Origin of the sequence: Flavobacterium sp. WG21 (assembly GCF_000335775.1) — a bacterium.
GTDB classification, from domain to species: Bacteria; Bacteroidota; Bacteroidia; order Flavobacteriales; family Flavobacteriaceae; genus Flavobacterium; species Flavobacterium tructae.
The window spans coordinates 1-20469 of record NZ_AMYW01000041.1; the positions used below are offsets into that span (position 1 = coordinate 1).

General features: G+C 35.6%; 20 protein-coding genes. 11 read left to right on the forward strand and 9 right to left on the reverse strand.

The genetic code is table 11. The annotated features are described in order from the left end of the window. Window positions 1–25: 25 nt before the first annotated feature. The 3 genes from C245_RS0120560 to C245_RS0120570 form a co-directional block, all read right to left on the reverse strand. On the reverse strand, window positions 26–409 hold the full coding sequence (locus C245_RS0120560) for a DoxX family protein (RefSeq protein ID WP_017498500.1): 384 nt from the start codon (window positions 407–409) through the stop codon (window positions 26–28). Between the two features lie 89 nt (window positions 410–498). After that, complete coding sequence (locus C245_RS0120565) at window positions 499–1287, reverse strand: anti-sigma factor domain-containing protein (protein WP_017498501.1); 789 nt, start codon at window positions 1285–1287, stop codon at window positions 499–501. Then, window positions 1287–1817 carry an RNA polymerase sigma factor gene (locus tag C245_RS0120570; RefSeq protein WP_017498502.1) on the reverse strand — a complete coding sequence of 177 codons (531 nt, stop codon included), beginning with the start codon at window positions 1815–1817 and terminating at the stop codon, window positions 1287–1289. The genes C245_RS0120565 and C245_RS0120570 overlap by 1 nt, the downstream gene beginning before the upstream one ends. A gap of 837 nt (window positions 1818–2654) precedes the next feature. Between C245_RS0120570 and C245_RS0120575 the strand changes: the two genes are divergently transcribed. After that, a complete protein-coding gene (locus C245_RS0120575; RefSeq protein WP_017498503.1) occupies window positions 2655–3242 on the forward strand; it encodes a glutathione peroxidase in 588 nt (195 codons plus the stop codon). An 85-nt stretch (window positions 3243–3327) separates the two neighbouring features. Here C245_RS0120575 and C245_RS0120580 read toward each other — a convergent pair whose 3' ends face one another. Next, entirely contained in the window at window positions 3328–3825 is a 498-nt protein-coding gene (locus C245_RS0120580) for a GNAT family N-acetyltransferase (RefSeq protein WP_017498504.1), read from the reverse strand. 85 nt (window positions 3826–3910) lie between these two features. Continuing rightward, a complete protein-coding gene (locus C245_RS0120585; RefSeq protein WP_017498505.1) occupies window positions 3911–5089 on the reverse strand; it encodes a thioredoxin family protein in 1179 nt (392 codons plus the stop codon). Between the two features lie 179 nt (window positions 5090–5268). Between C245_RS0120585 and menD the strand changes: the two genes are divergently transcribed. Beyond that, window positions 5269–6933 carry a 2-succinyl-5-enolpyruvyl-6-hydroxy-3-cyclohexene-1-carboxylic-acid synthase gene (gene menD / locus C245_RS0120590; protein WP_017498506.1) on the forward strand — a complete coding sequence of 555 codons (1665 nt, stop codon included), beginning with the start codon at window positions 5269–5271 and terminating at the stop codon, window positions 6931–6933. A 79-nt stretch (window positions 6934–7012) separates the two neighbouring features. Here the strand turns inward: menD and C245_RS23345 are convergent, their stop codons facing one another. Continuing rightward, window positions 7013–8269, reverse strand: coding sequence for a M28 family metallopeptidase (locus C245_RS23345; RefSeq protein ID WP_017498507.1), 1257 nt, complete (start codon window positions 8267–8269; stop codon window positions 7013–7015). A gap of 260 nt (window positions 8270–8529) precedes the next feature. Here C245_RS23345 and C245_RS0120600 point away from each other — a divergent pair, with 260 nt between their 5' ends. The 7 genes from C245_RS0120600 (at window position 8530) to C245_RS0120630 (ending at window position 15640) form a co-directional block, all read left to right on the forward strand. Then, window positions 8530–9384, forward strand: coding sequence for a S1 RNA-binding domain-containing protein (locus C245_RS0120600; RefSeq protein ID WP_017498508.1), 855 nt, complete (start codon window positions 8530–8532; stop codon window positions 9382–9384). Window positions 9385–10162: 778 nt separating this feature from the next. Beyond that, the gene (locus tag C245_RS0120605) at window positions 10163–10996 is read left to right on the forward strand and encodes a 1,4-dihydroxy-2-naphthoyl-CoA synthase (protein WP_017498510.1); all 834 of its coding nucleotides are present in this window, start codon (window positions 10163–10165) and stop codon (window positions 10994–10996) included. An 85-nt stretch (window positions 10997–11081) separates the two neighbouring features. Further along, complete coding sequence (menA, locus tag C245_RS0120610; RefSeq protein ID WP_017498511.1) at window positions 11082–12044, forward strand: 1,4-dihydroxy-2-naphthoate octaprenyltransferase; 963 nt, start codon at window positions 11082–11084, stop codon at window positions 12042–12044. A 30-nt stretch (window positions 12045–12074) separates the two neighbouring features. Beyond that, a complete protein-coding gene (locus tag C245_RS0120615; protein WP_017498512.1) occupies window positions 12075–12752 on the forward strand; it encodes a metal-dependent hydrolase in 678 nt (225 codons plus the stop codon). Between the two features lie 5 nt (window positions 12753–12757). Next, window positions 12758–13273: a DUF2199 domain-containing protein gene (locus C245_RS0120620; RefSeq protein WP_017498513.1), complete on the forward strand. Its 516-nt coding sequence runs from the start codon at window positions 12758–12760 to the stop codon at window positions 13271–13273. A 34-nt stretch (window positions 13274–13307) separates the two neighbouring features. Continuing rightward, window positions 13308–14510, forward strand: a complete 1203-nt coding sequence (locus C245_RS0120625; protein ID WP_017498514.1) for a M48 family metallopeptidase — start codon at window positions 13308–13310, stop codon at window positions 14508–14510. An 83-nt stretch (window positions 14511–14593) separates the two neighbouring features. Further along, window positions 14594–15640: an o-succinylbenzoate synthase gene (locus C245_RS0120630; protein WP_017498515.1), complete on the forward strand. Its 1047-nt coding sequence runs from the start codon at window positions 14594–14596 to the stop codon at window positions 15638–15640. A 47-nt stretch (window positions 15641–15687) separates the two neighbouring features. On the opposite strand, the gene C245_RS0120635 is transcribed toward C245_RS0120630, so the two are convergent. Together C245_RS0120635 and C245_RS0120640 are read right to left on the reverse strand one after the other, a co-directional pair. After that, window positions 15688–16239, reverse strand: coding sequence for a hypothetical protein (locus C245_RS0120635; RefSeq protein ID WP_026110201.1), 552 nt, complete (start codon window positions 16237–16239; stop codon window positions 15688–15690). A 19-nt stretch (window positions 16240–16258) separates the two neighbouring features. After that, a complete protein-coding gene (locus tag C245_RS0120640) occupies window positions 16259–17080 on the reverse strand; it encodes an OmpA family protein (protein WP_232424391.1) in 822 nt (273 codons plus the stop codon). Window positions 17081–17373: 293 nt separating this feature from the next. Between C245_RS0120640 and C245_RS0120645 the strand changes: the two genes are divergently transcribed. Together C245_RS0120645 and C245_RS0120650 are read left to right on the forward strand one after the other, a co-directional pair. Continuing rightward, window positions 17374–17847 (forward strand): CYTH domain-containing protein, encoded by a 474-nt coding sequence (locus C245_RS0120645; RefSeq protein WP_017498518.1) that lies wholly within the window; start codon window positions 17374–17376, stop codon window positions 17845–17847. A gap of 5 nt (window positions 17848–17852) precedes the next feature. Next, on the forward strand, window positions 17853–18818 hold the full coding sequence (locus C245_RS0120650) for a YpdA family putative bacillithiol disulfide reductase (RefSeq protein WP_035747054.1): 966 nt from the start codon (window positions 17853–17855) through the stop codon (window positions 18816–18818). Between the two features lie 78 nt (window positions 18819–18896). Here C245_RS0120650 and C245_RS0120655 read toward each other — a convergent pair whose 3' ends face one another. Continuing rightward, a complete protein-coding gene (locus tag C245_RS0120655; RefSeq protein WP_017498520.1) occupies window positions 18897–20465 on the reverse strand; it encodes a YdiU family protein in 1569 nt (522 codons plus the stop codon). Between the last annotated feature and the right edge of the window lie 4 nt (window positions 20466–20469).

Consider the following 20469-nt stretch of genomic DNA (forward strand, 5'->3'; position numbering starts at 1 on the left):
TTTTTTATGTCTAAACGGGAGGTATTTAGTTTTTTCTTTTTTTGAATCCATTAGGATACATAATAACGATTAAAACAATAATGAGTAAAAAGTTATATTCCGCACCATTTCTTCCACCGCCTACAACAAACCAGCCTTCCTGAAAATGAACAAGGATTATTCCCATTATCAATATGAGAATAGTGACAAAACCTGCCGGTTTAACGTATTTGTTACTAAGCAGAAGAATGGCTGCTACTACATGGGATAGTTTAATAGACCAGGCCAGAAAAACGCCAAAAGGAGCGAAGCCAATCTGATTTAAATATAGATTTCCAAAATCATTGATTCCGTTATTAAACATTCCGAAAACAGAATGGGTGAGTAGAATAATAGCGACTGCAGTTCTTAAAAGTAAATTTCCATTCATATTTTTTTCGAGTTATTTTAATTGAAAGTAATAAAAAAACGCATATTAAATTGAATATGCGTTTCTTAAGTGATAAGATGTATTGTGTTTTAAACTTTTCCTAAAGTATACAATTGTTCCATAGTAGGAGTCAGGCTTCCTCCGGCAGGCTCTAAAGTGATTCCAAAAGCTTCTGCTGAATCAGTTTGATTAACAGCAAATATTTTTTGAGAGTTTCCTTCAAAATCGCTCAATAAACCAATACTCGTAGGAGTTAGTACAGGACTTAATTTTAAAGCCCAAACCTGATATACCATACCTTTTGGAGGTTTTGGTAAACCGGCAGCATCAATATACGTTGTTTTTGTGTCTTTGTTCCAGTACACTTTTGCAAATGAACTTGGAGAAACGGCTTGTCCGCCAAGTGTTACACCCGTGTTTTTGATGTCTCTTACAATAGTAAGACTTTTTTCGGTTTGCTTGTTCTGCTGATCTAAGAAAGCGTAATCTTTTTCAATTTTATTTTTCTCAGTCCCAACAGTAGCAATAGCTTCTTTCGTTTTTGTCAATTCCAGAGTTTGATATCCAAAGCCTAAAAGCAGTAACACTGCCGCAGCCCAGCCTACATATTGTGACCAGTTCGAAGCTGGTTTCATGTCGACTACTTTGCCGTGTTTCAGCTCTAAACGGGCTTTTATCTTCTCAAAATTGGCTACCGAGTGAAAAGGAGAGAAACTTGATGATAAAGCAACAATAGCTTTTTCTATCGAAATAATTTCCTGATCAACTTCCGGGTTTTTCTTAGCCAGTTCGGCTATTTCCAGATTTTCAGTTTCGGTCAATAAACCGTAAACGTATAGTTCCAGAATTCCTGATTCTATATACTCTTTTGCTTCCATTATATTTTTAGATAATTTCTTAGATCATTAATACAGTTTCTGTTTTGCGTCTTGATAGTCCCCAATGGCATTGCCAATTCTTCTGAAGCTTCTTGTTGGGTATATCCTTTAAAAAATAATAAATCAATAATCTCGATACATTTTGGTTTTAATTTTTTTACAAATTCTTGTATTCCAATAGTATCAATTCTATTAACGAGTTTATTACTGTCGTCTAACAGATTTACGAAATTATCTGAAGAAAGGTTTTTTTGACTGTTATTAAAATTTTTGGATCTTAACTTGTCAATGGAGGTATTCCTTGCAATATTGAGGATCCAGGTGTAAAATCGGCCTTTACTCTCATTATAAGAATCGATGTTTTTCCAGATTTTGACAAAAACTTCCTGCAAAACATCTTCGGCTTCTTCGCGGTTTTTTATGAGAACATTGATAACAGAAAACAAACTTTTCGAGTACATATCGTACAAATGGGTAAAAGCTCGTTCGTCTTTCTTGTAAATTAAAACTAATAATTCTTCTTGACTCATAGGTGTGGTATTTTAAGTTGGAACAAAATTTTAAGAGACATTATGTTTAACCTGAGATAAAGATAATTTATTTTTTCGTGAATTTTTTAATTTTTTTAGTAGTCTTAAACCTAGGAAACTAAGGGGTTTGAAAAAAATATCACTTTTTTTTGATTTTTTTAAAACCAAAAGCAATCCAATTACGTAAATGCTATTATAACATCGGATTTATAGTGTCGTAAATAGCAAAAGTTTGAAAATGAAGAAGATTGAAATTTTATAGCAGCACTTTTGTTTTAAGAATTAGTAATGAAAATTAATATTTAGAAAGAGTAAATCGTAAAGTAAATCTCAATAAATAAAAATTTATTTGTCATGAATAGCTTAAATAAACTGAAAATACTGATTGTTGGTTTGACTACAGTTTTGTCGCTGGCGGGATTCAGTAAAAGTGATTTCCGTAAAGGACTTGTTCATAAGAATTCAGAGCTTGTAATAAGCGATAATACATTATTTAGGAATTAGTAGATCAGTTGATGTCTTCGGACTTCCAAAAAAATGAAGGTAGTCCAACTCTTGCCCAGAATAAAAGATAAAAGCCGTTAAAAAAGATACGCCTGAGGGATTGGAAATTTGAAATGTATGAGCACTATAACCGGGGCATCAACTATTTTTAATATAACGATATAAAAAGGGAATAACAATTAATTCATGGTTTGATTTGTTTGTATGGGGGGAAGCCTAACGTCTGATTAACGTTAGGCTTCATTTTTTATTTAACGTATGTTTAGCAAAAAATAAAGAATTTAAAGTGATTTTTGAGAAGAGAATTTAACTAATTTTATAAAAAAATAAACAATGAAAAAAGTAGTATTTATAGCTTGTAGTATTGTCCTTTTGTTCGGTACTAAAATTCAGGCACAAACCAGTAAAGAGAAATTATCTAAAACGGATAAACCTATGACAAAAGAAACCATTTATCAATTTAAGGTAGAAGATTTATCAGGAGACACTTTTGATTTTGCTTCGCTAAAAGGAAAAAAAGTGATGATTGTTAACACGGCATCAAAATGCGGTTTAACTCCTCAATACAAAGATCTTGAGGCAATTTACAAAGAGTATAAAGATAAAGGATTCGTAATTGTTGGTTTTCCTGCTAATAATTTTGCCGAGCAGGAACCAGGTACAAATAAAGAGATTGAGACATTCTGCCAGCAAAATTATGGTGTAACTTTTCCAATGATGGATAAAGTTTCTGTAAAAGGAAGTGATATGTGCGAAGTGTACAAATTCTTAACACAAAAATCAAAAAATGGCTTGAAGGATTCTGAAGTTGAATGGAACTTTCAAAAATACCTGATTAACGAAAAAGGGGAGTTGGTAAAAGTGATTAAGCCAAGAACATTGCCAACAGATCCGGAAGTAATCAACTGGATAAAGAGCTAGTTAAAGAATTAAGAATGCAAAATAAAACCACAAATCTGAATATTAAATTTAGGTTTGTGGTTTTTTTTATAGAATTGCGTTAGAACTATTGTAGTATCAGTTGCATAAAAACCAAATCGAGCCAATGATCAAATTTGTATCCCACCTCGCGAAGGGTTCCGGTTGCGACAAATCCAAATTTCTCATGAAAAGCAATACTTCCCGCGTTGTCGGCATCAATAGCGCCAATCATTACGTGATACCCCTGTTCTTTAGCCAAACGAATGAGTTCTGACAGTAACTGAGATCCAATACCTTTTCCGATAACAGTATCCACTACATATACAGAATGTTCTACAGTATATTGATACCCGATTTTCTCACGGAATTGTCCATAACTCCCAAATCCTACTACTTCGCCATCTAATTCGGCAATCACTACGGGCAGATTTTTAGCTTTTTTATCTTCAAACCATTTCGTTTGAACTTCAAGAGTCTGAATTTCATAACTATAATTTGCGGTGGTATGCAGAATGGAATGGTTTACAATATTCAGAATCTTTTCTAAATCATTTGTTGTTGCCGGTCTAAGGTTTAGGCTCATAGTTCTTTGGGTATATGCGATGTTTTTTGGGTGTGACTGCTTGGTAATTATTTTAAAGAAACAGCCAGATGATTCCTAATAAGTATTATTTAGTGTTTAGCTCTGTCAGTAAAGCGTCAACTTCTTTGGGGTTCCAATTCATTTCTTTGGAGATTTCTTTAGCATCCTTAGCATATTGCAAGGCTAGTTTCTTGTTTTTTGTTTTTTGGTAAAGCCTTGCCAGAAGTAGATTTCCATCGTAAGAATCATTCAGTTCAATAGCATGTTTTATCCATTCGATTGATTTTTTTAAACTCTCGGTATCCGAAATATGCTTTAAATAAGTTTGTCCGATATCTTTCAGAGAACCGGCATCATTCCATACTAATTTTTGAGTATTTTCAAGAGTAACTTTTTTATAAAATTGCCATTTTTCGGTTCGTTCTGCCAGAGTTAAGTCAAATTTAAAAACCAGTGAATCTACTTTTTGCAAGCGTATCGATTTTGCAATTTCTCTTTGTTTGTAATAGCTTGTAGTGTCTAAATTATCAACATACGGACGAAGCGATTCCGTGACTATATTTTCAATCTTTCGATCGATACGACTTTGGGAGGCCACAGCAGCAAATTCCTTGTTATGACTTAATACATATTGAAATTCCCTCGATTTGATATCTGTAACACCATTGGCAATCACTCGCCAGTTGGTTTCGCTAATTAATTGTGCATCAGATTGTGTATTGAGATAAATATGTGTTGGAATTGATAAGTCAGTACGGTCTTTTCCTTTTTTCAGCGTGTTCAGATAGTTGAAAAATTTGTCGACATTAGAAGGATCAGCGAGAAACTCTTTTTCGAGGTAAGGCAATTGTAATTTCGGATTTAAGGCATTGTTTACTTCCGTCATAAAAACCTCTTTTTTTAATTCGCCTTTTAAAGCATACAAAAGGGTTTCGGTGGCAGGGTCTATAAATAAAAAGGAAGGCAAAGATTTTGTATTGAATTTATTCTTAAGTGCAGTTCCTTCTTCTTTTTCAATATTTTTCCAGACACATACATAATTCTTCTTTAGAAAATCGATCACAGCAGGATCACTAAAAACTTCTTTTTTCATCAGATTGCAATGTGGGCACCAATCGGCATAAAGCATTAGAAAAACCGGTTTTCCTTGTGTTTTGGCATTGTTCAGAGCGGTATTATAAGGCATGTCATCAGCAACAAATTGATTTTGAGCCGATGTAGTCTGTAGGGATATAAAAAGAAAAAATAAATATAAGAAGCGCATAATCGGTTTGTTTTTGATAGAAATAATCAGTTTTACAAATATATTCCCTTTTTTGGGAAACTCCTTTTAATATCTTCCTATTTATAAGTTAAATCCAATGCGAAGTTTGTAACTTTGTGAGGTTAAAAAAAGAGTTTTATAACTGTAAGTCTCTTTTCAAAAAGTAATACACCATAAGAATGATTTACCCCAAAATAGCGCTTGCACAAAGCATTATCGAAATTTGTTCAGGCAAAGGAATCACTAATATTATTATTTCTCCGGGATCAAGAAATGCTCCACTAACAATAGGATTTGCTCAAAACCCTAATTTTAACTGTTACAGTATTGCCGATGAGCGCTGTGCTGCTTTTTTCGCATTGGGAATTGCACAACAAACCAAAATGCCTACTGCAGTTGTTTGTACTTCAGGCTCTGCCTTGTTAAACTATTATCCGGCTGTAGCCGAAGCATTTTACAGTCAGATTCCACTTATTGTCATTTCAGCCGACCGTCCGCAAAGCAAGATTGATATTGGAGACGGGCAAACCATTCGTCAGGAGAATGTTTTTCAGAACCATTCTGTTTACAACGCAAATTTGACTGAAGAAGCTTCAATAGAAAACGATTTAAAGATCAACAGAGCCATAGAAGCAGCTATACTTCAAAAAGGCCCTGTTCATGTTAATGCTCCTTTTGAAGAACCATTATACGAAACCGTTTCAGAACTTTCTGTAGCACCAACAATTACCCATTTAGAGGAAATTATCGGTGCAGGAACCATAGAAAACGAAGCAGAGACTGTTTCTGTTTGGAATGCTTCAAAAAGAAAATTAATTCTTATTGGAGGAATAAACGAAGCGAATTCTGTCGATAAAGAAATTCTGGAAAACTTCGCCAAAGATCCCTCAATTGTAGTACTTACGGAGACGACCTCAAATTTGCATCATCCCAGTTTTATTAACAGCATCGATACTTTAATTACGCCATTTGATGATGCTGATTTTAAAGATCTTGAACCGGAAGTGTTAATTACTTTTGGAGGGATGATTGTATCCAAACGTATTAAAGCCTTTTTACGAAAATACAAACCCGAACATCACTGGCATATTGATACGTTACGTGCTTATGATACCTTTAATGCTTTAACGAAGCATTTTATAATGGAACCTGATGCTTTTTTCAAAGCGCTGCTTCCGAAGACAGAATTTGCAGCAAGTGATTATTTTTCTAAAATTGATCAAATTTACGATTTAAGAAAAATCAGAAAAGAAGAATATCTGGGTAAAATTACATTTTCGGATTTTAAAGTATTTGAAAAAGTAATCGGATCACTTCCTAAAAATAGTCAGCTGCAAATTAGCAATAGTTCGGCCATTCGATATGCACAGTTAATTGAGATTGATCCTTCCATCGAAGTTTATTGTAACCGTGGAACCAGCGGTATTGACGGAAGTACCTCAACAGCAATTGGTGCAGCAGTAGGAAACGATAAACAAACCATTTTTATTACCGGAGATATTAGCTTTCTTTACGATAGCAATGCTTTGTGGAATTCGTACATCCCTGAAAACTTCAAAATTATTCTAATCAATAATGGAGGAGGAGGAATTTTTAGGATTCTTCCAGGCCATGAAGAAAAACCGGTTTTTAATACCTATTTCGAAACGTCACATCATTTGACAGCTGAGCATCTGGCCAAAATGTATAAGATGAATTATTTTACAGCCACAGATGAGAAATCTTTAACAGGAGGTATTAAGTCGCTTTATGCTACAAACAATGCTCCTTGTATTTTGGAAGTATTCACGCCAACATCTGAGAATGATATTGTTTTAAAGCAGTATTTTAAAGAATTGGTTTAGACTCAAAACTATAAATTACAAAAGACGCAAAGATTATTTTTTTTCTTTGCGTCTTTTTTGTTTTATGATAGTAAGGGAATTAACGAATTGGAACCGGAAATACCGGTAAACTTGCATGCCCTAAAGCATCAACACTTTGTACGGCAAAAAAGTAATTGTCTTTTGAATAGGGAATTTCGGCCTTGGTTTCTTTCACAAAAAAAGTTTTCTCCCAATGAGAAGATGAAGTTTCTCTCATTAAAATCTGATAACCAAAAGGAGTTTGCCCTTCAGGTGTAGTCCAGGCTAAGGTAGAAGAATTGGAAAGTTCTTTTACTTCAATACCCACGTTTAAAGGTGCTTTTGGCGACCAGGCTAGATTAGCCAAAGTTGCTAAGTTTGAACAAGTATTTTTTCTCAAATAGTCAAAATCCATAAATTCCGCGAGGTCACCGTACTGGATACCATTTTCAGTTCTTAAATCCTGATGCTGATGATTGAAATTTTCATTCATTTCGCAGAAACGAACAGCAGTAAATCCATTTTGACTGAACGGAGTATGATCTCCGCCACGAAGAAAACGATCATTTCGGTAAACCAATTTTACTTTTAGCTGATCTACATACTGTTCCGTAACAGTTTTGATATAACGGGCTAATAATCTTGAAGGACTGTCGTTATCACGGTTTGTTGCTTTGCGCATTTTAGCTTCCTCTTCAGTTTCTGTAAACGGAATGGTTTCGCTAAATATCCTGATCTGCGTGTTATCTCTTAAATTTGTACCGCTTGAGAGGCTGTTTCCAATCATATCATTGTTTAGCATGGCTACAATATTCCAGTTGGCTGCTTTGGCTAATTCTGCTAAGTGACGGGCACCGTAAAGGCCTTGCTCTTCACCGGTTACCGCGACAAAAATTATAGTAGCAGGAAATGATCTTTTACTCATTATTTTGGCCAGTTCGATAACAGCTGCAACACCCGAACCATCATCATTGGCTCCCGGAGCGTCAGATTTCACATTCATAACGTCTGAAACTCTCGAATCCAGATGTCCGCTTATGATAATTACGCGATTGTCGTTTGGATCGGTACCTTTTAAGGTCGCCATAACATTTCCCAGTTGGCTGTCTTTGGCGATTCGTTTTCCATCGGCTTTTACATCAAAATAATCGATTTTAGAAGTTAGTCTTCCCCCAGATTCCAGAGCAAATTTATCAAACTCCGATTTTACCCATTGTTGTGCCGCGCCGATACCTTTGGTTTTACTTTTGGTATCGCTGAGGGTATGTCTGGTACCAAAAGAAACTAATTTATGAATAGTAGCTTCGAGGTTTTCAGCTTTGATTTCGCCGATCATTTTTTTTGATTTCAGGATCCTCCGTAATCTGTGAAGTAGCAATATGAGTAAAAAATAAGAAGGTAAAAATAGAATAGAAAATGGTCTTTTTCATTGGTTTTGGATTAATTATAGGTTTTCAAATGTAACCAAAAGGAATAAATTAGAATAAGATGCAACTGCCTTTTTTTAATTAGAAACATTTTTAGGATTACCATTTTCAAACTTCGTACATTTGCAGCTCGAAACTTAGCTGCTTAACAGCTTAGAATTTTTAGCATATGATTGAAATAGGAAAATACAATACCCTTACTATACTTCGTGATACCAAAGTTGGCTTGTTTTTAGGAAATCCTGAAAAAGACCCTGAAGGAATTCACGATATTTTATTACCCAACAAATACGTACCGAACGAGTTTGAAATTGGTGAAGAATTAATCGTTTTTGTTTATTTGGACCACGAACAGCGTCCGGTGGCAACCACTTTAGAGCCTTATATTCTGTTAAATGAATTTGCGCTATTAAGGGTGAATTACATTAATAACGTAGGTGCTTTCATGGATTGGGGAATGGAAAAAGATATTCTTGTTCCGTTTAAAGAACAAGCCCGTCCAATGGAAAAAGGAAAACGTTACCTGGTGTATTTGTACATGGACGAAAAAACAAATCGTCTGGTAGCTTCAAGTAAGACCAATCAGTTTTTGAGCAATGAGCAGCTGACCGTTGAAAAAGGGGAGGAAGTAGAATTAATTGTATCTCATATCACTGAAATAGGAATCAATGTGATCATTAACGAGAAACACAAAGGATTGCTGTACAAAGACGAGGTGTATGATGACGCCATTAGAACCGGAGACAGAATGCGCGGCTACATTAAAAATATCCGTCCTGATCATAAAATTGACGTTGCATTGCAAGTACAAGGTTATCAGAGTATTGAGCCTAATGCAGAGAAAATTCTGGACGAATTAAGAGCCAATCGAGGTTTTTTACGTTTAAATGATAATTCACATCCGGAAGACATCAAAACGGTACTAAAAATGAGTAAAAAAACGTTTAAAAAGGCTGTTGGAGCTTTGTATAAAGAAAAACTCATCGAAATTAAAGAAGACGGAATTTATCTGGTAAAGGAATAAAAATTCCAAAATTCAAATTCCAATAGGATACGTACTATTGGAATTTGGAATTTGAAGTTTAAAATATATTGTTATAACAGGAAAGGCTACTCATTACAAGTAGCCTTTCCCTTTTTATTCTAGTTTTAAAAAAAATTGTAATTAAAAAAAAACAGAAATAAAATAAACTCGAATCCATTCAAAAAATAATAGCTTTAAAAATTTTAGAAACTATTTTCTGAAATGGGTATGTCTTTAAACAATTTATAAATTCATATTAAAAGCAAAAACTCAATTTCACGGCTCGACCCATTTGGTTTGATAAAATAACTTGTAGAAAGTTTTCATTAGTATTTTTTCCTCTTTTCGTAATCAATCTCATACTAATTCTTAAACAATTCCAGCTTTTAACCTTAGGTGTTACTATCTCCTTTTCGAAGTTTCAACAAATGAATAAATCATTTGCTCATTGATCCACGGCGTATGAATAAAAACCGTAAAATAATGAGCGACAAAATTTTTAAATTTTCTCAAAAAAATCATTTTTTAGGTTAATAAATCAGTGAAAGAAAATCAATCTTCTAGTCAATGAAATAAAATGTATCTCATTGATTTCTAGGTGGTAAAATTAAATATTATTTTTTAAAACTACTGTTAAAATTATTATTTTTTGTAAGATTATACCAATTGTTAACATTACAACAGATTTTAGTTGCGACTAAAAACAAATAGCGGTAGGTAAAAATATAAAAATGCTTTATTTTTACACTATCAATTATTAAAAACAAAACAAACAGAAATGGATTGGATTACAGCCAGAGAATTTGAAGATATAACGTATAAAAAATGTAACGGAGTTGCGAGAATTGCTTTTAACAGACCAAACGTTAGAAATGCATTCCGTCCAAAAACAACTTCAGAATTGTACCAGGCTTTTTACGATGCGCAGGAAGATACTTCGATAGGAGTGGTTTTACTGTCTGCAGAAGGCCCCTCTACAAAAGACGGAGTGTATTCTTTTTGCAGTGGAGGCGATCAAAACGCACGTGGGCATCAGGGTTACGTGGGTGAAGATGGACAACACCGCTTAAACATTCTTGAAGTACAGCGTTTAATCCGTTTCATGCCAAAAGTGGTTATTGCAGTTGTTCCGGGTTGGGCAGTTGGCGGTGGACACAGTCTGCATGTCGTTTGTGATATGACTTTGGCGAGTAAAGAGCATGCCATATTCAAACAAACGGATGCCGACGTAACCAGTTTTGACGGTGGTTACGGATCTGCTTATCTGGCTAAAATGGTCGGACAGAAAAAAGCGCGTGAAATTTTCTTTTTAGGTAGAAATTATTCTGCTCAGGAAGCTATGGATATGGGCATGGTGAATGCTGTAATTCCACACGATGAGCTTGAAGCTACTGCTTACGAGTGGGCACAGGAAATTCTGCAAAAATCTCCAACTTCTATCAAGATGCTAAAATTCGCCATGAACTTAACAGACGACGGTATGGTAGGTCAGCAGGTTTTTGCCGGAGAAGCAACACGTTTAGCATATATGACCGAAGAAGCAAAAGAAGGACGTAATGCCTTTTTGGAAAAAAGAAAGCCAAACTTCGGCGAGAATAAATGGTTGCCATAAAAGGCTTAAAATAATAGTTTCAGGTTTCAAGTTGAGAACGTGAAATCTGAAACCTGAAACAAATAATCTAACAAAATAAAATAGAATGAAACATTGGATTGATGCCGCTCGTTTGCGTACATTGCCTTTATCAGTTTCCGGAATCATAGTAGGAAGTATATATGCCTTATCCAACCCAACGGAAACCATTAACACACCAACAGAGGTATTCAGTTGGAAAATTTTTGGTTTTGCACTATTAACGACGCTTGGATTGCAGGTTTTGTCCAATTTTGCAAATGATTATGGTGACGGTGTAAAAGGTACGGACAATGCCGACAGAGTTGGTCCACAGCGTGCCATTCAGAGTGGTGTTATTACACCTCAGGCCATGAAAAAAGCCATCATAATTACTTCATTTTTGACTTTGTTGTCTGCAATTGTACTGATCTATTTCGCTTTTGGCGAAAGTAATTTTGGATATTCTATCTTTTTCCTATTACTTGGAATAGCAGCAATTGTTTCGGCAATTCGTTATACCGTTGGAAATTCAGCTTACGGATACAGAGGATTTGGAGATTTGTTCGTTTTTATCTTCTTCGGATTGGTTAGTACTTTGGGAGTAAACTTTTTGTATTCAAAAGAAGTCGATCCGCTTTTGATCTTACCAGCTATTTCAATCGGTTTATTAAGTGTTGGAGTTTTAAATCTGAACAATATGCGTGATGAAGAATCAGATCGCAAATCAGGAAAAAATACCATTGTAGTTCAGATCGGTGGTGCAAAAGCTAAAATTTATCATTTCACTTTGATTATTACCGCTATGCTTTTAGTAGTTGCTTTTGCCTTTTTGAGTGATTATAACTTCGATCAGTATTTGTTTTTATTGGCTTTTATTCCTTTAACTAAACATTTAATTACCGTTTATAAAAACCAAAATCCAAAGTTGTTAGATCCTGAATTGAAGAAACTGGCACTAAGTACCTTTTTACTTTCAATATTACTGACGGTATGTATGATTTCATTGATTTCAGACATTATTGTCAACCTCTTTTTAGGGGGAAGATAAAACAAAGTTCAATTTTAAAAATGAATTAAAATGAAAATAACATTTTACGGACACGCGTCTTTAGGTATTGAAGTGGGGGGAAAACATATTATTGTAGATCCTTTTATTACAGGAAATCCACAGGCAGCAGGAGTTGATATCAACAACTTAGAAGCAGATTATATTTTACTGACTCATGCGCATGGCGATCATATTCTGGATGTTGAAGCTATTGCCAATCGTACCAAAGCGGTGATCGTTTCAAATGCGGAAATTGCAGGTTATTATGCTAAATTAGGTTTCAGCTCACACCCGATGAATCACGGCGGAAGCTGGCAATTTGATTTTGGAAAAGTAAAATATGTCAATGCGATTCATTCAAGCTCTTTCCCTGACGGAAGTTATGGCGGAAATCCGGGTGGGTTTGTAATTGAGGGCGAACATAAAAATATTTACATTGCCGGTGATACCGCACTGACTATGGATATGAAACTAATTCCAATGAGAACCAAACTGGATCTGGCCATTCTTCCAATCGGTAATAATTTTACAATGGATGTTGAAGATGCCATCATAGCTTCTGATTTTGTAGAATGCGATAAGATTCTTGGGTATCATTTTGATACTTTTGGCTACATTAAAATCGATCATGAAGACGCTATTCGCAAGTTCTTTGATAAAGGAAAAGACTTGATGCTTTTGGAAATTGGCGAATCAATTGAACTGTAATTAAAATGTCAGATATTAAGTTTATTTGTGAATGCTGTGGTGAAGAGCATGAAAGCTGGCCGGCATTAGCTTACAGTTCACCTTTTTCTTATGATAAACTTTCTCCGGAAGAGAAAGAGGAAATTGCGGAGATTAATGATGATTTTTGTGTGATCAAGCATCCGGATCAGGTGCATCGTTTTATCAGAGCAGTTTTGGTTCAGCAAGTAAACGATCATTGCGAAGATTTAGAGTATGGCTTCTGGGTTTCGCTAAGTGAAAAAAGTTTTGAAGATTATCTGGAAAATGGCGAAGATGAAAATCACGAAGCACAGTATTTCGGATGGCTTTCGAATTACATTCCGGATTACGAATTTTCGAGCAGTATTCCCACAACAGTAGTGACCAAACCCGGTAATGAAAGACCTGAAATTTTTCCACACCAGGATTTCGATCATCCTTTTGTGAAAGATTTTTATAATGGGATTACAAAAGCTGAAGCGGAGAAAAGAATTTACAGAATATTAAATAATAAGGCCTGAATTTTGTAAGTGATCTTAAAATAAAATTTCTACAATGATTTTAAAAAAAATTGCCCTGTTTCTTTTAATTACGACTTCGTGCAGTATTTTTGCACAAAAAGACGGTTATTGGGATAAAGAACGTGCTACTACAAAGGAAATTATAGTTTCTGCCCGTGACCGAATTATTCTTAAAACAGAAGATTTACCCGTAGGAACAACAGAAATTGTATACCGAATTACACTTTTAGATGAAAATCAGGAGATGGCAAACAGTCTGGTCTCCGTTTTAAAATCAATTCCGGATCCAACCGGAATCAGTCAGGGATCAGCCGGAGCAGTTTTTCTAATGTCTAAAATTTCAGGTGATGATACCTGTACGTATGCTTTATTTACCTCCAACGAGACGGCAAAAAAGTATATCACTGATGGTAAAACAGAGAAAGCCTGTTACGATCAGAAAGATCCCTTAAGCAAAGATGCTAAACGATTGTCGCTGGATAAATCGTCCTGTTTGGGACAGAATGTAAATACACTTTGGTTTGGTTTTCATAGCAAAAATTGGCTTCTAAATCAAAAAATAGTTCTGGAAGTAGTGCCGTGGGTAGACACAAAACTGAATCGTGGATGGAATCAGGACAATAAAAATGAAATTATAAGTCTTTGTAAAACCTCCACAATGGCTCAGAAAATGGCAAATTCTGATGATTTTTGTGTTTGTATACTTGATAAAATCATGAAACAGTACCGTTATACAGAATTTCAAAAACTGCTGCCAATTGAAAAGACTAAAGCTTATAAGGATTTTGGAAATAGCTGTTATAAAGATGCTGATATTTCTAAAAATGTTTACAACGACCTGAGAGCACAGGCTGCTGCTTTAGTCAGACTTCAAAAATACAATGAAGCGATTCCGAAACTGAATACCATCATTAACGACGGAAAAGCAACGGCTTTAGATTACAGTTCGATAGGATATTGCTATATTTTGACTAAACAATACGGTAAAGCCATTAAATTTTTGAAAGAAGGTGAAAAATTGGACGATACAGAGTTGCTTGTCAAATTAAATCTGGCGCACGTTTATCTGATTAGTGATGATTATAGCGAAGCGAAAGCCATTTATAAAAAATACCAGTCGCAAAACGTAACAGACAGTTTAAGCTGGATAGAGAAAACAAAACAGGATTTCGTAATTTTTCAAAAAGCAGGATTACCTTCAAAAGATTTTGAAAAAATATTGAAACTGTACAATTAAAAAAACATAAAATCAATAATAAGCCTGTTTAATGGTATGATACCTATTTATTCAGGCTTATTTTTTTACCATCTGTTTATTATATGAAAGCAACCTTCCATAAATACATGCTTGATTTTAAAAGGCCCTCCGGGACTTCCAGAGGGGTTATGACCGAGAAGGAAACCTGGTTTATTGTTCTGGAAGAGAACGGTAAAAAAGGAATAGGAGAGTGTGGAATACTTCGTGGTTTGAGTGCGGATGATCGCGAAGATTATGAAGAAAAACTGCAATGGACGTGTGATAATATTCACTTAGGAGAAAAGGTACTTTGGGATGCTTTATTAGAATTCCCATCAATACAATTTGGTGTTGAAATGGCATTTTTATCTTTTAAAAGTGAAGATCCTTTTGTTTTGTTTCCGTCCGATTTTACTGGTAATGTAGAGTCAATTGTGATAAACGGTCTGGTCTGGATGGGGGAAGCTTCCTTTATGAAAGAACAAATCGAAGAGAAACTAGCCGCTGGTTTTAATTGTATAAAGCTGAAAATAGGAGCCATCAATTTCGAAAAGGAACTGGAGTTATTGGCTTTTATTCGCAGTCATTTTTCAGCAGAGCAAATTGAAATCAGGGTCGATGCTAATGGCGCTTTTGATTTAAATGAAGCATTAGGTAAATTGAATCAATTGAATAAATATCAGCTACATAGCATTGAACAGCCTATAAAGAAAGGAAATATTACTGCAATGGCCGATTTGTGTAAAACTACACCCTTTCCTATCGCTCTTGATGAAGAATTGATTGGTGTTTTCTCGCTAGAAGAAAAGGAGGCTTTACTGCAAAAGGTACAGCCACAATACATTATTCTAAAACCTAGTTTTGTTGGTGGCTTTAAAGGTACAAAAGAATGGATAGATTTGGCTGATAAGTATCAAATAGGATGGTGGATTACTTCGGCATTGGAAAGTAATATAGGTCTTAATGCGATCGCACAATGGACATTTTTGCAAAACTCAAAAATGCCTCAGGGTCTTGGAACCGGAGCACTTTATACTAATAATTTTGATTGTCCGCTTGAAGTTGTGGGGGGACAGTTATGGTACAGTAAAACAAAAGACTGGGATTTCGATTTTCTCAGCAGTTTATAAAAAAAACTGGCTTTAAGCCAGTTTTTATGGTTATATTGATTTCGGTTTTATTCTTTTCCGCCTTTTAGACTGTCCTGCCAGTCCTTTAATTCCTGCCATTTGCCCTGGTAAGCGAGTAATGCCTGTCTGGCCCAGGTGCTTGGATTGTGGATAGCATAATTTTCACCTCCGCCATCCAGAATGGATTGTAATTTTTCGATTGAAGCTTCTGACAGTTCGTGCCATGTTTTAATTCCTGCAGCGTTAAATAACGCTTCGATTTTTGGCCCGATACCTTCGACTATTTTTAAATCATTTTCTTTAATTTTTTTACCGTAAGCGGTTGCCGCCAATGCACCGTCAAAAGGTATTGCAGGTATTGTTGCTGCTGCGAAAGATTGTGGAGCGTTGTTGACTTTAGCTTTTGCAGCCAGTTCAGCCTCCAGAGAAGAAATTTTAGCATTTAGGTTTCGCGTATTGGCTTTGCAGGCATCCAAATCGGACTGTAGTGACAAAGCCAGTGAATCGTCACCTTTAGAATTCATTTTTCCCAGTAAGTAACCCAAAATTCCACAGATTAATCCCACTAGAGCCGGTATTAAGATACAAGGTATATTCATGATCGTATATTTTGATTGATTATTTAATTGTTATCACTGTTCTTCTGTTGTTTGCCCTGCCTTCGACAGTAGTGTTTTCACCAATAGGTTCGTCAGGACCTTTTGATTCTGCAGTTATCCGATTTCCGTCAACACCATTTTTCGACAAATAATTTTTAGTAAACTCGGCCCGTTTTTGACCAAGAGCCACATTAGAATCACGGTTTCCAACATTATCACTATGTCCAACAGCTACAATTACCGCTTCTTTCACGTGTTCCATATATTTCACCAGATCGGCCACTTTTTCTTTTTCTGCAGGTGTTAACTTATCACTGGCTTTATTGGTGTTGAAATGTAAAATGAGCGGATCACCATTGATTTTTTCTTTTAGAATCGCCCATTCGTCGGTTACAGCCGGAGCGGCTTCCGGAGCTTCAAAAGCATATTTGACAGGTCCAAACAGTGTATCTTTTTTCGTTTGCCATTTATCAATCAGTTCACCCTTTGTGTTTAACTGCGCATCAGGTAAACCTTGTGACACAAAATACTTTTTAATGTCATTAGCCCGCGCCAAACCCAGATTTTCAAAAGTTGTCGTATTGGTTTCGTCTGAAGTAGCATAACCTGTTATGGTAATTTTTTGCTTTGGATTAGCGATCAGGAATGTTTTAAGGTTTTGAATTCCAATCGATACCGAATCACCCACAGGCAAAAGTGCTGTAGGACTGCTTTTAAGGAACTTGATATTATCATTGGTATGATAATCAATTCCGGAACCATTTAGAATAAAAGGGACAGTAGTTTCGTCCGGAGCCACTACTTTTGATACTTTTCCAGTATCAACCGCAGGTGTTTTCATAGTGCAATTGCAGCAAAATTTCAAATACAAAAAGGTACCTAAAATAATGGTTATTACAATGCCTAACAGATAAAGTGCTTTTTTAGACATAGGTGATGAAGTTAAGATTCTATCAAATTTAACAAAAAAATAAATACATAACCTATTAAAAATCAGTTATTTTAAAGTTATTATTCTTATTGTGAGCGTATTACAAAAGTGAAATTTAAAGTCTAGAAATGATTCTTGTAATTTCAATTCTTAGGCCAAATTAATTTGAGTAACTTGCATAAAAATTAAATTCAGACATCAAAATGGTCGAAATAGAAAGAAAGTTTCTGGTAAAATCAGCTGATTTTAAAGAACAAGCTTTTACGCACAATAAAATTGCCCAAGGCTATTTAAGTGCAGTTCCGGAAAGAACAGTTCGTGTGCGCATTAAAGGCGAAAGAGGTTTTATTACCATAAAAGGAGTTAGTCAGCAGGGCGGAATGTCCCGCTTTGAATGGGAGAATGAGATTCCGCTTGATGAAGCATTGGAATTGCTTAAGTTATGTGAGAAAGGAAAAATCGAGAAAACGCGTTACGAAATAAAATTAGGGAAACATATTTTTGAAGTAGATGAATTTTACGGAGAAAATGAAGGACTGGTGATGGCAGAAGTAGAGTTGGAATCGGAAACAGAAACTTTCGAGAAGCCGGATTGGCTGGGTGAAGAGGTAACAAACGATCCAAGATATTATAACGCTTATTTGAGTAAGAACCCTTTTAAAGAGTGGGAGAAGTAAAAAACATGAATACATATGATTTGATTATTGTAGGGGGCGGGCCTATTGGTTTGGCTTGTGCAATTGAAGCCCAAAAGAAAGGATTGCGTTATTTGATAATTGAAAAAGGTGCTATAGTCAATAGTATTTTCAATTATCCTTTGTATATGACTTTTTTCTCCACTGCGGAAAGACTTGAAATAGGAGACATACCGTTCAGTTGTCTGGCACCGAAGCCTGGACGTCAGGAAGCATTGGAGTATTATCGCAATATTCATCGGTATTTTAATTTTTCCATTCATTTATTTGAAAGAGTAACTCAGGTGGAGAAACTTGCTGATACCACTTTTAAAATTACAACTGATAAAGCACTTTATGAAGCTGCGAATGTGATCATTGCAACCGGTTTTTATGATATTCCGATTGAAATGGAAGTGAAAGGAGAAGAATTGCCTAAAGTTCGTCATTATTATAAAGAAGCCCATGAGTATGCTTTTAGGAATGTTTTGGTGGTAGGAGCAAACAATTCCTCAGTAGATGCGGCTTTGGAATGCTGGAGAAAAGGAGCCAATGTAACCATGGTTATTCGGAAAAAGGAAATCAATAGTCGGGTGAAATATTGGGCAAAACCGGATATTGAAAATCGAATTTCGGAAGGCAGTATTAAAGCTTATTTCGAATCAAATATTACTGAAATCAGAGAAAATGAAGTAGAAATAGAAACTCCTACGGGGAAAATTACTATTGAAAATGATTTTGTACTGGCCCTAACCGGATACAAACCTGATTTGGCTTTTCTGGAAAATATGGGAATACAATTATCAGAAGATGAATTAAAAACCCCTACATACAACCCCGAAACGATGGAAACCAATGTGGAAGGTTTATTCTTAGCGGGTGTAATTTGCGGAGGAATGCATACGCACAAATGGTTTATCGAAAATTCTCGTGTGCATGCGAACATGATTGTAGATTATATTACTTCAAAATAAGTATTAGCCACGAATTCACGAATTAAAACTTTGCAAAGTTTACAAAAAATTAAAATTCGTGAATTCGTGGCTAAAAAATTAAGAACTGCAAGAAAGCATAGAACATCCAACTTTTGAGCGGGCCCAGTCCGGACGTTTGGCAAACCATTTTTGAAATTCAGGCTGTTCGTCATACGGTTTTTGCAGAAGTTGATACAATTCATCAATTAAAGAATAATCCTCCTGATCTGCGGCATCAATAGCCAATTGCGCCATATAATTTCGAAGTACGTACTTTGGATTTATAGTGTTCATTTTCTCAGAACGTTCTCTATCAGAAAGCGCTTCCGTATGAAGTCTTTCGAGATAAAGAGTAAACCATTTTTGCCATGATTCTAAAATTGTACCTGAAATTTGTTCGGGGATATAAAACGAATCCTGAATTCTTTCGATTGCTTTTTCAGGAGAATCTGATTTTTGTACACTGCTTAAATTTCGGAAAAAGATCGTCATGTCTGTTTCAGACAGTTGCAAAACAGTTTCCAAACCGTCAATTAACGTATTGTCAGTTTCGGTTGAAATAAGTAAGCCTAATTTGCTTAAAAACATATTCTTATAATCAGATTCAAAATCAATCATAAAAGACTCCAGAATTTTTTCTAAAGGTTCTGCTTCATTGATTAACGGGTAAATGGCATTGGCCAATTGGTACAAATTCCATTGCGCAATCTGTGGTTGATTTCCAAAACGATATCTTCGGTATTGACTGTCTGTGGTGTTTGGAGTCCAGTTTGGATCGTAATTTTCCAGCCAACCGTAAGGACCATAATCAATCGTAATTCCATGAATTGACATGTTGTCGGTATTCATTACTCCATGTACAAAACCCACACGCTGCCAATGCAGAATCATTTCACGGGTTTTATCGGCTACTGTTTTGAAAAATTGAAGGTATTGCTCTTTAGGCTCTCCTTTTATTTCCGGGAAGTAGAATTTAATATTGTATTCCACAAACTGTTTTAAGTTTTGAAGCTCATTTCGGGCGGTCAGCATTTCAAAACTTCCAAAACGAATAAAGGAAGGAGCTACGCGACAAACAATTGCACCTTTTTCATAAGCAGCATTCCCATTGTATAACATATCACGTAAAACTTGATCTCCGGACAGCATAAGGGATAGGGATCGGGTAGTGGGAACTCCTAAATGATGCATGGCTTCGGCACATAAATATTCTCTTACAGACGAACGCAAAACAGCCAGGCCGTCAGCAGTTCGGGAGTACGGAGTTCTTCCGGCACCTTTTAATTGAAGCATAAAAGATTCATCGTTATGTGTCACTTCAGTTAAATTAATGGCACGGCCGTCACCCAATTGCCCTGCCCAGTTTCCAAACTGATGTCCGGCATAGCACATAGCAAACGGACGAGTTTCAGGTAATGTTTCTTTCCCTGAAAAAACATTCAAAAAGGATGCGGACTTAATTTCATCAAGCGAAATTCCAACTGATTCCGCTACTTCTTGTGAAGCATGAATCAGTTTAGGATTGGATGGTTTTGTTGGATTTACATACGAGAAAAGCGCATTAGAAACCTGACGAACCTCGTTGGTTTCATTTGAGTCTGCGGGCAGCTCAGCAGTAAATCGGTTGTTTATTTTTAAATTTTTCATTAGA